The sequence below is a fragment of the Luteimonas vadosa genome (assembly GCF_039543545.1).
In the GTDB taxonomy this organism is placed as follows: Bacteria; Pseudomonadota; Gammaproteobacteria; order Xanthomonadales; family Xanthomonadaceae; genus Luteimonas; species Luteimonas vadosa.
Window position 1 is genome coordinate 973123 of sequence record NZ_BAABJY010000001.1, and the last position, 13269, is coordinate 986391.

Annotated in this window: 10 protein-coding genes; 4 read left to right on the plus strand and 6 right to left on the minus strand. The window is 70.8% G+C overall.

Annotated features, from left to right (window positions below):
* Positions 1-27 precede the first annotated feature (27 nt).
* From ABD970_RS04435 to ABD970_RS04445, 3 genes are all read right to left on the minus strand, one after another.
* A complete protein-coding gene (locus ABD970_RS04435; protein WP_345294276.1) occupies positions 28-2496 on the minus strand; it encodes a hybrid sensor histidine kinase/response regulator in 2469 nt (822 codons plus the stop codon).
* 32 nt (positions 2497-2528) lie between these two features.
* Positions 2529-4433 (minus strand): EAL domain-containing protein, encoded by a 1905-nt coding sequence (locus tag ABD970_RS04440; protein WP_345294277.1) that lies wholly within the window; start codon positions 4431-4433, stop codon positions 2529-2531.
* Positions 4434-4647: 214 nt separating this feature from the next.
* On the minus strand, positions 4648-5229 hold the full coding sequence (locus ABD970_RS04445; RefSeq protein ID WP_345294278.1) for a DUF4126 domain-containing protein: 582 nt from the start codon (positions 5227-5229) through the stop codon (positions 4648-4650).
* Positions 5230-5327: 98 nt separating this feature from the next.
* Between ABD970_RS04445 and ABD970_RS04450 the strand changes: the two genes are divergently transcribed.
* The 4 genes from ABD970_RS04450 to ABD970_RS04465 all read left to right on the plus strand — a co-directional run bounded on the left by ABD970_RS04450 (position 5328) and on the right by ABD970_RS04465 (position 8484).
* Entirely contained in the window at positions 5328-6110 is a 783-nt protein-coding gene (locus tag ABD970_RS04450) for a DUF6776 family protein (protein ID WP_345294279.1), read from the plus strand.
* Positions 6111-6141: 31 nt separating this feature from the next.
* Positions 6142-6519 (plus strand): iron-sulfur cluster insertion protein ErpA, encoded by a 378-nt coding sequence (gene erpA / locus ABD970_RS04455; RefSeq protein ID WP_345294280.1) that lies wholly within the window; start codon positions 6142-6144, stop codon positions 6517-6519.
* 109 nt (positions 6520-6628) lie between these two features.
* Positions 6629-7504 (plus strand): NAD(+) diphosphatase, encoded by an 876-nt coding sequence (nudC, locus tag ABD970_RS04460; protein WP_345294281.1) that lies wholly within the window; start codon positions 6629-6631, stop codon positions 7502-7504.
* A 68-nt stretch (positions 7505-7572) separates the two neighbouring features.
* Positions 7573-8484: a cobalamin biosynthesis protein gene (locus tag ABD970_RS04465; protein ID WP_345294282.1), complete on the plus strand. Its 912-nt coding sequence runs from the start codon at positions 7573-7575 to the stop codon at positions 8482-8484.
* A 49-nt stretch (positions 8485-8533) separates the two neighbouring features.
* Here ABD970_RS04465 and ABD970_RS04470 read toward each other — a convergent pair whose 3' ends face one another.
* From ABD970_RS04470 to ABD970_RS04480, 3 genes are all read right to left on the minus strand, one after another.
* A complete protein-coding gene (locus ABD970_RS04470; RefSeq protein WP_345294283.1) occupies positions 8534-10558 on the minus strand; it encodes an MFS transporter in 2025 nt (674 codons plus the stop codon).
* Positions 10559-10806: 248 nt separating this feature from the next.
* Positions 10807-12114, minus strand: coding sequence for a phosphoribosylamine--glycine ligase (gene purD / locus ABD970_RS04475; RefSeq protein WP_345294284.1), 1308 nt, complete (start codon positions 12112-12114; stop codon positions 10807-10809).
* A 34-nt stretch (positions 12115-12148) separates the two neighbouring features.
* On the minus strand, positions 12149-13249 hold the full coding sequence (locus ABD970_RS04480) for a calcium/sodium antiporter (protein ID WP_345294285.1): 1101 nt from the start codon (positions 13247-13249) through the stop codon (positions 12149-12151).
* Positions 13250-13269 lie beyond the last annotated feature (20 nt).

A 13269-nucleotide genomic window follows, 5' to 3' on the forward strand; every position in this document is an offset into this window, starting at 1 on the left:
GTCCGGACGGGCGCCGTTTACGTCGGCTCAGGCTTGCGACGCGCTGGTGAAAGCCTGGAGTGCCTTGCGGGCGCGTGCGAACTCGTTGGCCACCAGGGCGGCCGCCACTGCCGGACGTTCCAGGGTCCGCTCGCGCGCGCCGAGTTCGGCCCGCTTGGCGGCGGCCGACAGCGCCATCGCACCCAGGTTGGCGCTGGAGGACTTCAACGAGTGGGCGGCGTCGCGCAAGGCTTCGAAGTCGCCGCCGGCGGCGGCCTGCTCGAGCGCGTCGATGATCCTGGGCGTGTCCTCGAGGAAGACCTCGACCAGATGGTTGAGTTCGTTGCCGAGCATGTCGCGCAACTCCTCCAGCACCGTTTCATCGATGACCGGGGGCAGGGCCGCCTGGGCGTTGTCCGGGGGCTGGGTGTGGTCGGGCCGGGGGGACGGCTTCGCATCCACCGCCGCCTTTGCGATTCCGGTGGGGGTGGTCTGCAGCGCGCGCTCGGCTGCCGCAAGGTCCGCCGGGGCGGTCATCGGATCCTCGGCGCGCACGGGCTCTCCTTCGCCTGCCGGCGAGGACAGCGGCTGCCCCGCTTCGATCGGCCGCGCGGTATCCGGCGCGACCGGGGGCGGAAGGCTCGCATTCAAGCGCGCGCGTTCGGGATTCCACCAGCGATGCAGGCAGCGCTCGAGTTCGCTGCGGGTGACCGGTTTGGGCAGGTAGTCGTCCATGCCGGCGTCCAGGCATTTCTGCCGGTCGCCGGCCATGGCGTTGGCGGTCATGGCGATGATCGGCAGGTGGTGCCCGTCGCCGGCTGCCTGTTCGCCCTCGCGCCAGCGGCGGGTGGCGGTATAGCCGTCCATGATCGGCATCTGGCAGTCCATCAGCACGAGGTCGTAACGCGAGGCGGATAGCCGCATGAGGGCCGCCTCGCCATTGCTGGCGGTGTCGCAGGTGATGCCAAGTACCCCGAGCAGCCGCTGCCCGACCATCAGGTTGACCGGGTTGTCCTCCACCAGCAGCACGCGTGCGGACTGGATGGCGGCCTTGGTGCCGGCTTCGATCGGGCGTTCGGTGTCATCGACGGGAGGTCCGGCGGCCGGCTGCTCTGCTGTGGAGGCGCCCTTGGCGCCCGCCAGGGCTGCCCGGAGGTCGTCGTCGGGTGCCTGCCGGCTGAGCACGGTGGCGTTGCGTTGCAGTTCTTCCGGCACGGGCCCCTCCCCATACAGGCACACCAGACGTAGCTCACCATACACATTGTGGCGGCTCAGGTTGCGATGCAGCGCCACGGCCGTACTGCGCATGCCGGCCAGGTCCGCCAGGACGATGGAGTAGGCCCAGGGCTCTCCCTGGCCGGCGGCCGCCCGCAGGCGGTCGAGGGCTTCCTGGGTGGTCTCGACCGAGCTCACGCGATATCCCCAGTTGGGCAGCAGCATCGACAGCCGCAGGCGCAACCGGGCATCCGTGCAGAGCAGCAGCAGGCGGCTGCCGGCGGCGACGTCGGCGCGCTTGATGTCGCCCTGCACCTTGCGCATTGGGATCTCGAACCAGAACGTCGCGCCCTGTCCCGGCTCCGAGTCGACGCCCAGCTTCCCGTCCATCAGGTCGACGATGCGCTTGGAGATCGCCAGCCCCAGGCCGGTGCCGCCGTAGAGGCGGGTGGTGGATGCGTCGGCCTGGCTAAAGGCCTTGAACAGGCCGGCCTGCGCGGCCTTGGTGATGCCGATGCCGGTGTCGCGGACCTCGAAGCGGAGCATGTGCTGCGCCGCCGTCTCGCCGATCCGCTTGACGCTGACCACCACCGATCCGCGCTCGGTGAACTTGACCGCGTTGCTGACCAGGTTGCCGACCACCTGGCGCAGGCGCACGGGATCGCCGCGCACCGACAGGCGCACCGAGGGATGGATCTGCAGGCTCAGGCGCAGGCCCTTGCTGTTGGCCGGCCGCTCCATGAGCTGGATCACGCCTTCGAGCAGCTCGCGCAGGTTGAAGGTCGTGCTCTCGAGCACGAGCTTGTCGGCCTCCAGCTTCGAGTAATCCAGGATGTCGTCGACGATGCGCAGCATCTGCTGCGACGAGGTGTAGGCAGTGCGCACCAGTTCGGCATGGTCCGGCGCCAGCGGCGCGTGCATGAGCAGGTCCAGCATCGGCACGATGCCGTTGAGCGGCGTGCGGATCTCGTGGCTCATCGTGGCCAGGAATTCGCCCTTCGCCATCACTGCCGACTCGGCGGCCTGCTTCGCGTCGCGCAGTTCGGCCTCCAGCTGCGTGTGGCGGTCGATCTCGCGTTGCAACTCGCCGATGGCGGCCTCGCCTTCGCGCGCCCGCTGGTCGGTCTCGGCGATCACGCGCTCGCGCTGGCGCATGGCGAACACCACCCCTGTAATCGCAAAAAGCGCCAACAGCGCCAGCGCCAGTGCGACCGCCTGCCAGGGGCCGTCGAGTCCCAGGACGGCGAGCAGCAACGTCAAGGCGACGCCGGCGGCAGCCCCCAGCGCGAGCCAGCGCAACATCAGGAATGTCGGCCGGGCGCGGCTGACCTCCACTACAGCACCGAATGCTGGAAGTCGAAGTCCAGCCCCTCGGCGACGCGCTGCACCAGGTTGCCCTGGATGTAGTCGACCCCGCTCATCCACAGCGTGGCCGCCGCCTGCGGGTCCTCGACCTGCTGCCCGATCACCTGCAGGCCGTGGCGATGCGCCTGGTCGATGGCCTGGCGCATCTGGTCGCACGTGGCCGTGTCGGACAGCTCGCGCGAATAGCGCGCCGCCAACCGGATGAAGCCCAGCGGCAAGCGGGTCAGGAGCGACTCGGGATCGATGCCTGTCTCGTACTGGCTCAGGCACAACTGCACGCCCTCGGGCACCATGCGCGCGCAGAATTCCTGCAGCGACAGGGTGTGGACCAGGGCTTCGTCCAGCCGCAGGTCGATGACCAGCGTGCCGGGCTCGATCCCCGCCAGCGACAGCGTTTCGATCAACCAGTCCGCATAGCCCTCGCTGGCCAGCGTCCGCGCTGACTGGGTGAGGAACAGGCGGATGCGCTTCTGCTCCTTCTTGCGTTCGCGCAGCATGTCGACCGCGATCTGGACGACGCGCTGGTCGATCTGGTGCAGCTGGTCCGAACCCTCCACCGCCGCCAGGATTTCCGCAGCGGTGTGCAGCTCGCCATCGGCGTCGCGCAAGCGCAACAGCGTCTGGTACTGCGCCTGGTCCCCGCCGGCCACCGCGACCACCGGCTGGAAGGCGAGTTCGAAGCCGTCCTCGGCCAGCGCCTTGCGCACCAGGGCCGCCATCGCGCGGTCGCGCTCGTCGTGGCGCGCATGCGGTGGGGTGTAGCGCGCGATGCCGATCGGCATGGTGCGCGCGTGGCGCAAGGCCTGCTCGGCGGCGGCGAGCGCGCTGCTGGCGTCGTCGAACCCGTCGGCGAGCGCCGCATAGCCGACCAGGGTGCGCAGGCGCAGCGACTGGCCCTCGACTTCGAACACGTGGCGCCCGACGCCGTCGCGGAACTTGCGCGCGCAATCCTCCAGGCCAGCCGCCTCCATGCCGCTGACATGGATGATGAAGGTGTTGTCGTTCAGGCGGGAGACCGCGGCGTTGCCGGCCAGTTCGCCGACGTAACGGCCGGCCTCGGTCAGCAGCGTCTCGACGCCGACGTACCCGACTTCGTCCCTCAATGCGGCGAAGCCTTCGATTTCCAGGAAGAACAGACCGCCTTCGCCCTGGCCGGGGATCGCGGCGTTGAGGCGGTGGAGCATGTGCGGGCGGGTGTACAGGCCGGTGGAGGGGTGGCGCCCATCGCCGGCACGGTGGCGCTGCAGCATGCGCGCGCGCTTGACCCGGCTCTGCACCGCGGCGATCAGGTGCCTCGGCGGCACCGGCTTGGCGAGGAAATCGTCCGCCCCCGCCTCCAGCACCTGGACCCGGCGCTCGGGGTCCGTGTCGCCGGTGAGGAACACGATCGGGACATGGGAGAAGGACGGATGGTTGCGGATCAGGCCGGTCAATTCCGCCCCGTCCATGCCCGGCATGTGCAGGTCCATCAGCACCAGTTCCGGCTTGAACTCCTCGATCGTGGACATGACGTCGGTGGTGGCGAGCACCACGGTGGCTTGCATCCCCGCGCCCATGAGCACGCTTTCGGCGAACAGCGCCTGGCTGACGTCGTCCTCCACGATCATCACGCGGAAAGGCGAGGCCGGGGCATCGGCCTGGCCACGAACGCTGGCGGCCGCCGCCGGGGCTGCGGAATTGTCGGATGACGCGGCTTTCGAGGCGTCCGCGAGCTGTTCAGCCTTGGCGTCAGCCTCGTCGCGCACCTCCAATGGCGGACCGGCGTCCTCGCACCAGCGGCGCCAATACTGGGCCGGTGGGCGCTCGGCCCGGGCCGAGGGACTGGCGGTCTTGGTTTGCGCTCGCACGAATCGGTTCTCCGGGGTGGGACTCATCGTTGGTCCGTCGGGCGGCTTTCGGCACCGACGTGGCCGGGCGGGCGCGACCCGGTCCAGGCCGCCCCAGCCGATCCTGGCGAACACGGCGCAGGCGGGAACGTCGCCCAGATCGATCGCCAGCCGGTGACCCCCGACGTCCCACGAAGCGTACAACGAACCGCTGCGCCAGACGCGGCCACGTGCGTCGCGTGCCGCAAGTTGGGGAGGCGGCTCAGTCCGCGCGGGCGCGTGGTGCGCGACGGAACAGCCGTCGCCACGCCCACCAGATGCCCGTCGCGAGCAACAGGCTGATCGCGACCACCAGCGACAGGGCGAGCCAGGGATGGGCGAATGCCAGCGCCAGCGCCCCCACCACGGCGGCGTCCTCGGTGACCGACGCCGTCCAGTTGCTCAACGGTTCCGGCGACGTGTTGATCAGGGCGCGGGCGCCGGCCTTGAGCATGTGGCTGGCCAGCGCCGCGCCGGCGCCGGTGGCCAGCATCCCGGCACCCAGGTCGCCGTCGGGCGACAGCGTCGCGGCCGCCAGGAAGGCCCCGGCGGGGACGCGTGCCAAGGTCTGCAACATGTCCCACCCGGAGTCCACCCCGGGGATCTTGTCGGCGAAGAACTCCACGCCTGCCAAAACCCCCGAGACGCCGATGACCCATGGGGACGTGGTGATCTCCAGCGCCTGCGGCAGCTCGATCCAGCCCAGGGCGCCCGCGACGCCGACCCCGAACACCGTCAGGTAGACCCGGATGCCGGCCAGCCAGGCCAGCAGGACCCCGAGGGCGAACAGGTGGGCTTCGGTCATGACGCTCTCCAGGTCGGCGCGCGTGACGGGTGACGGCGATCCAGTATAGGAGCGGCCCCGGGTTGACGCGCCCGTGAACGGCTCGCTATACCGTGCGGATGACTGAACCCCCGACCGGGCCCCTGCCCGACGCGCCTGCGGATCCGCGGACCGGGCCCGCGTCCCGGGACGCGGCGAAGACCGCCGTCGACCACGCCGGCGACGTGCACCATCGCGGCCTCTACGCCTTGCTCGCCGTCCTGCTGGCGGCGCTGCTGTTCGGCGGCTGGGGGGTGTGGAAAACGTTCGCGCCGGGCGTCGACGACCCGCAGGGCCTGGTGCGCGAGCAGCAAGCCACCATCGATGCCCTGGAACAGCGCGTCGCCACGCTCGCCCGCTCCGACCAGATCAGCCGGGAGGCCAACAACGACCTGCAGGGAACGCTGGCGGAGCGTGACGAGGAAATCGCCGGGTTGCGGGCCGATGTCGCCTTCTACGAGCGCTTCGTGGGCGCCACGGGCCAGCGTCGCGGCCTGGCCGTGCATGAACTCAAGCTGCAGCCGCAGACCGACCAGGCCTGGCACTTCGTCGCCACGCTCACCCAGAACCTCAATCGTGGCGCGGTGAGCAGCGGACGCCTGACGCTGTCGGTGGAAGGTACCGTGGGAGGTCGTTTGAAACGCCTGTCGTGGAGCGAGCTCCGCCAGCAGCACGACGTGCCCGGCGCGGAGTACTCGTTCAAGTATTTCCAGCAGGTGGAGGGCGACATCGTGTTGCCGCCCGGGTTCCAGCCCGTGCGGGTGCATGTCCGGCTCGCCCCGGCCCGCGGACCGGCGGTCGAGCAGTCCTTTGCGTGGGGTGAAGCGGTGGCGAGCGCCCCGCAATCCGCACCCGACGCTTGAAGCCGGGCGTCCGCCCCCCCATGCTGGTGCCATGGATACCGTCGAAACACCTGCCGTGGCTCCGGACTACCAGGCCCTGGACCGCCCGCTCAACTTCACCGCGGCGGCGGCGGCGAAGGTCCGCGAGCTGATCGCCGAGGAAGGCAACCCCGACCTCAAGCTGCGCGTGTACATCCAGGGCGGTGGATGCTCGGGGTTCCAGTACGGGTTCGAATTCGACCAGCAGCAGGGCGAGGACGACCTGGCGCTGGTCACCGACGGCGTGACCCTGCTGGTCGATCCGCTCAGCCTGCAGTACCTCATGGGGGCGACCGTGGATTACACCGAGAGCCTCCACGGCGCCCAGTTCAGCATCCGCAACCCGAACGCCAAGTCGACCTGCGGCTGCGGCAGCAGCTTCACCGCCTAGGCAGCGACGGCGCGACCGCGCCGAAGGCCACGTACCCGCGCACCCGGACATGCCTCGCGGAAACGCCCGACGGGGATAATGGCGGTCCGAGCCGCCGCCGGAACACGCCATGCCCGCCACTTCCTTCGCCTTCCTTGCCGGTGCGCTCGACCGGGCCGAGCACCTGCGCGACGATCCGGCCGCGCTCGCCGCCTTGTGGGCCGCCGGTCGCGTGCTCCAGCTCGATGCCGAGGGCCGCGCGCTGGCGGGCGAAGATGGTGCGTTGCGCGCCGTACCGGGCAGCACGCTTGCAGAGCGTGCCGGCGAGGCGGTGTTCCTGGGGATGCGCGACGGTCAGGGCTGGTTCGCGGTGGCCTCGGCGGCCGGGAGCGACCACGATGCGTGGGTCGACTTGCGCACCGCCGCGGCGAACTGGCCCGCGGCGGACGCGACGGCCTTCGCACAGGCCCGCGCCGTGCTGCACTGGCGGGCGCGCCACCGCCATTGCGGGGCCTGCGGTGGACGGCTCGCGTTCTCGCGGTCCGGTTGGCTGGGGCATTGCGCAGCCTGCGACATCGAACACTACCCGCGCACCGACCCGGCGGTGATCGTCGCGGTGTCCGATGGCGAGCGGCTGTTGCTGGGCCGCCAGGCCTCCTGGCCGGCGCGTCGCTATTCGGTGCTGGCCGGGTTCGTCGAGCCGGGCGAGTCGCTGGAGCAGACCGTGGTGCGCGAGGTGTTCGAAGAGAGCGGCGTGCGCGTGCATGCCTGCCGCTACCTGGCGTCGCAGCCGTGGCCGTTTCCGTCGTCGCTGATGCTCGGGTTCACCGCCGATGCGCAGGGCGACGAACCGGTGGTGGGGGACGAACTCGACGATGCACGCTGGTTCACGCGGACGCAGGTCGACGCCGCGTTGCGCGGCGCGTCCGGTGCCGATGGCATCGAGCTGTCGCCGGCGCTGTCGATCTCGCGCTGGCTGATCGAGCGCTGGCACGCCGGCGGATGACACGCGTGGCAGTGGCCGCCGACACCGGCGCCGCCACCGCCGCCATCGGCGCGCGATAGAATCCGGGCATGTTCGCCACCTTGCTCGCCGTGCTCGTCGCGCTGGTCCTTGGCCACCTTGCGCATTCGCTCGCCGTCGCCGTTCGCAACTACGCATGGTTCGATGGCTGGCTCGCCTGGCTCGACGCGAAGTTCCCCGAGGACGGCTTCTGGCGCGGTCGCTACGGCATCGTCCTGGCCCTGCTGCCGCCGCTGCTGGCAGTGGGCCTGTTCCAGGCCGCGCTGGACGGCCCCATGTACGGTTTGCCGGCCCTGCTGTTCGGGGTCGCCGCGCTGTTCTATGCCTGGGGGCCGCGCGACCTGGACCACGACGTGGAAGCGATCGTCGACGCGCCGGACGACGGGAGTCGACGCGCTGCCGCCGCCAGGCTCTGGCCCTCGGCGCGGCAAGTGCCCAATGTCGACGGCCCGGCCGCCGTCGAGGCGGTGTTCAACAACGCGCTGCGCCGGTGGTTCGGCGTCTTGTTCTGGTTCCTGTTGCTGGGCCCCTTCGGCGCCCTGCTGTACCGCCTCGCCGCGATCGCGGCGGAGGAGGCCGCGCCGCGCCTGCCCGCCGGCACGGCCGAGGGGGCGCGCACGCTGCTGGTCGCGCTCGACTGGCCGGTGGCGCAGCTGATGACGCTGTCGATGGCCCTGGTCGGCAACTTCGACGTCGTCGCCAGCGCCTGGAAACGCAATGGCGGCGATGCGTTCGCGCTGGACACCGGCTTCCTGGCGGCGGCCGGCCGTGCCAGCGTGCGGAGCGAGATCGCCGACGAAGCCGAGGAGTACACGGAATCGGGCGTCCCCGCATCGAGCGCCTTGCTCGCGGAGCTCGGCCCGCTGCCGGAGCTGCGCGACGCCATGAGCCTGGTCTGGCGCATCCTGCTGGTCTGGCTGGCCGTACTGGCGCTGTTCGTGGTCGCGGGCTGGGTGAGCTGAGGCGGCTTGCGCGGCACTGCCGCGTGGCCGCGACGCGCCAAGTCCCACGCTAGGCCGCGTCCCCGCGCAGCTGGCGCACTTGCCGCTCCAGTCCCTCCGCCGTCGCCGCGCGACCTTCGACCGGTGCCCCGGCCACGACCTCGACGTGCGCACGGAAGCGCCGCGGCACGCGCATGCGACCCATCCGGGAATCGTTGTGGCTCCACATGCTGTGCCACATGCCCTTGAGCGCCATCGGCACCACGGGCACCGGGCGGCCGGCATCGCTGGCGCGTCGGAGGATGCGTTCCACGCCGGACTTGAACGCGGCGATCTCGCCGTCGCGGGTGAGCTTGCCCTCGGGGAAGATGCCGACGATCTCGCCGGCTTCCAGCGCCGCGTCCACCGCATCGAACGCACGCTTCATCAGCGCCGGGTCCTCGCGCGCCCCGGCGATCGGGATCGCCTTGGCGGTCCGGAAGATCCAGCGCATGACCGGGATGTTGAAGATCCTGTGGTACATCACGAAGCGCACGGGCCGCGGGATGGTCGCGGCCAGGATCAAGGCGTCCATGTAGCTGACGTGGTTGCACACGATCAGCGCCGGGCCTTCGTCGGGCACGTGCCGCTCCACGCCATGCACGCGCAGCCGGTATAGCGTGCGCACCAGCAGCCAGCTGAGGAAGCGCATCGCGAATTCCGGCACGATCGTGAAGATGTACAGCGCCACGGCGATGCTGGCGATGGACAAGGCGAGGAACAGCTGCGGGATCGACCAGTCCAGGAGCTGCTGCAGAGCCACGCCCCCCACCGCCGCCAGCACGATGAACACCGCGTTCTGGATGTTCATCCCGGCGATCGCGCGGCTCAGCTCGCCCCTCGGCACGCGGCTCTGGATCAACGCGAACAGCGGCACCACGAAGAAGCCGGAGAACAGCCCGATCCCGGCCAGGTCGCCCACGATCCGCCACGCCCCCGGCTGGGAGATGAAGCCGCGCACGTCCAGGCCCGTGCCCGGGATCGCCGGGGCCAGCGCCAGGTGTGCGATGCAGGCGCTCATGCCGAAGGCACCCATCGGCACCAGGCCGATCTCCACCGTGCGTGCCGACAGCTTCTCGCACAGCAGCGAGCCGACGCCCACGCCGACCGAGAACACCGCCAGCGCGAAGACGTACAGCGTCGGCGTCCCGCCCAGGTGCGTTTCCGCGTACACCGGCAGGTTGCCCGTGAGCAGGGTGCCGGTGAACCAGAACCAGCTCACGCCGAGCACGCTGTTGCGCACCGCCAGCTGCTTGCGCGTCAGCCGCCACACCTTGAGCGATTCGGGGATCGGGTTCCAGGCGATGCGCAGCCCGGGCGCGGCCGCCGGCACCGGCGGGATCATCCGGCTCACCACGTTGCCCAGGATCGCCAGTCCGATCACCGCCAGCCCCGCCACCAGCGCGCCCTGGTCGCCGGCCAGCGCTAAGATCAGGCCGCCGAACAGCATGCCCAGCAGGATCGCGATGCTGGTGCCCATCTCCACCAGGCCGTTGCCGCCCGTAAGCTCCTCGGGCCGCAGCACGTTGGGCAGGATGGAATACTTCACCGGCCCGAACAGCGTGCTCTGCAGGCCGGTGGCGAACAGCGCCACCAGCAGGACCGGCATCGAGCCCAGCAGGAAGCCCGCCGCCGCCAGCGTCATGATCCCGATCTCCATCGCCGTGGTGATGCGGATCAGCCGCGCCTTCTCCAGCTTCTCGGCGATCTGCCCGGCGGTGGCCGAAAACAGGAAATAGGGCAGGATGAAGATCGCCGGGGCCAGCTGCGTGTAGATGCCGCGCGTCGCGCCATCCATCGCCCCGGCCGCGACCATGACCGCCAGCAGGCCGATGATGGCCTGCCGGAACACGTTGTCGTTGAACGCCCCCAGCGCCTGCACCACGAAATAGGGCGCGAAGCGCCGCTGCCGGAGCAGCTGGAACTGGTTGTGGGTCTGCGGCGCGTCGGCGACCGCGGTCGCACCCGCGACGGCGCCACGCGCCTGCACCTGCCGTGGCCCGCCTGGCGCTGGCTGCGACGCGTCTTGCGATTCCTGCCACGGTCCTTGCGCCATGCCCGCCTCCCACGGTGACCGATGCAGTCTAGCGGGCGCGGATGCGCGCTTGCTTGCGTGACCACCTCACCTCGGTGGTCATGCGCAGCCCCTTCGCGCGCTGCGCGAGGCCGAGTCCTGGAAGACGTGGCGTTTGGGCGCCTCTGGACTCCAGACATGCACGACCAACATCGCCCATGGGTCGGCGGAGCATCGGGGCGGCGTGTGACCGGAACCTTCGGGGCCAACAGGGCGAACGCGGTGCCTCGTCAGCGCACGGGACGGGAGGCGTCGCCTTGCTCCCGCTGCACGGCCCGCCAACCGATGTCGTGGCGGTGGAACTCGCCGGGCCAGGAGATGCCGGCGATCTCGGCGTAGGCCTTGCGCTGGGCGTCGGCGACGGTCTCGCCGAGCGCGCAGACGCACAGCACCCGGCCGCCGCTGGTGACGGCATGCTCGCCTTCGATGCGCGTGCCGGCGTGGAAGACCTTGGTGTCGGCGACGTCGGGCGCGTCCCAGGTGTTGATGGTGTCGCCGGTGCGCGGGGTGCCGGGATAGCCTTCCGCCGCCATGACCACGCCCAGCGACGGACGCGGGTCCCATTGCGCCTGCGCGCCTTGCAGCCGGCCGTCGACGGCGGCGTCGAGCAGTTCAAGCAGGTCCGACTGCAGCCGCAGCAATACGGGCTGCGTTTCCGGATCGCCGAAGCGGACGTTGAATTCGATCACCTTGGGCGCGCCGGAGGCGTCGATCATCAGTCCGGCGTAGAGGAAGCCGGTGAACGGGACGCCGTCGGCGGCCATGCCGCGCACGGTGGGTTCGACGACCTCGCGCAGGATGCGGGCATGCACCTCGGGCGTGACCACCGGCGCCGGCGAATAGGCACCCATGCCGCCGGTATTGGGCCCGGTGTCGCCATCGCCGACGCGCTTGTGGTCCTGCGAGGTCGCCATCGGCAGCGCGGCGTGGCCGTCGACGATGCTGATGAAGCTGGCTTCCTCGCCGTCGAGGAACTCCTCGATCACCACCCGCGCACCGGCCTGGCCGAAGGCGTTGCCGGCGAGCATGTCGCGTACCGCGGCTTCGGCTTCCTCCAGCGTCGTCGCCACGATCACGCCCTTGCCGGCGGCCAGGCCATCGGCCTTGACCACGATCGGTGCGCCCATGTCGCGGACGTGGGCCAGCGCCGCGTCGAGGTCGTCGTGCACCGCGTAATGCGCCGTCGGGATGCCGTGGCGGGCGAGGAAGTCCTTGGCGAACGCCTTGCTGCCCTCCAGCTGCGCCGCCGCCGCGCTCGGTCCGAAGATGCGCAGCTGTTCGGCGCGGAACCGGTCGACGATGCCGGCCACCAGCGGGGCTTCGGGGCCGACCACGGTCAGCTCGACGCCTTCGTCGCGCACCAGCCCGAGCAAGCCGTCGATGTCGGTCGCGGCGACATCGACGTTGCGGCATTTGTCTTCCCGCGCGGTGCCGGCATTGCCCGGTGCGACCAGCACCGCGTCGACGCGTGGGGATTGCGCGAGTTTCCACGCCAGTGCGTGTTCGCGCCCGCCGGCGCCGATGACCAGGACTTTCAAGGTGGTGGCTCCCTTCGTTGCCTCGTCGCGGATTCTAGCCGTCGTCGCGCAAGCCGCCCGCGACCGGCGCCGCGCCGCTGCGACCGCGTCGGTGGCGCCAGGCGCGCAAGGTCACGATGGCCAGGGTGACCACGGTGAGCGGCACCACGAAGGCCATCATCGCCAGGCTGTACATCGGCAGCGCGGCGTTGTGCGTGCTGTCGAGCCACAGATAGGCGGTGTAGGCGATGTAATAACCGAGGAACAGCGCGCCTTCCCAGCGCGCGATCTCGTGTCCGGTGAAGAAGATCGGCAGGCAGGCCAGCGCCACCGCGGTCATGACCGGCAGGTCGAAGCCGAGCACGCCGCCGCCGACCGCGATGCCGCCCGGCGCGATCGCGGCCGTGGCGCCCAGCACCAGCAGCAGGTTGAAGATGCAGCTGCCGACGATGTTGCCCACCGCCAGGTCGCGTTGGCCGCGCATCGCGGCGAGGATCGAGGTCGCCAGTTCCGGCAGCGAGGTGCCGACGGCGACCACGGTCAGGCCGATCACCAGTTCGCTCATGCCGAACAGTCCGGCCACGGCGACCGCGCCTTCCACCAGCCAGCGTGCGCCCAGCACCAGCGCCGCCAGTCCGCTGAGCAGCAACCCGATGTCACGCCCCCAGCGCACCGGCGTGGTCTCGACCTCGGGGGCCACGGCATCGTCCGGCTTGCGCTTCCCCATCCACACCAGCAGCACCGAATAGCCGACTCCCCCCGCGAGCAGCAGCAGGCCGTCGCCGCGCCCGAGCCGGCCGTCGGCCGCGAGCGCGAACGCCAGAAGCGACACCCCGACCATGATCGGCACGTCCAGCCGCACCATCTGGCGCGACACGACCAGCGGTGCCGCCAGCGCGGTCGCGCCGAGGATCAGTAGGACATTGGCGATGTTGCTGCCGATCACGTTGCCCAGCGCGAGGTCGGGGACACCGGTGAGCGCGGCGCCGAGGCTGGCGGCGAATTCGGGCGCGCTGGTGCCGTAGGCGACCACCGTGAGGCCGATCACCAGCGGAGAGAGCCCGGTCGCGCCCGCCAGGCGCACCGCGGCGCGGACCAGCGCCTCCGCGCCCGCGACCAGCAGGACGAATCCCGCCAGCAGGAGCAGCACGGTCATGCCCGGCATGCGCGCTGGCG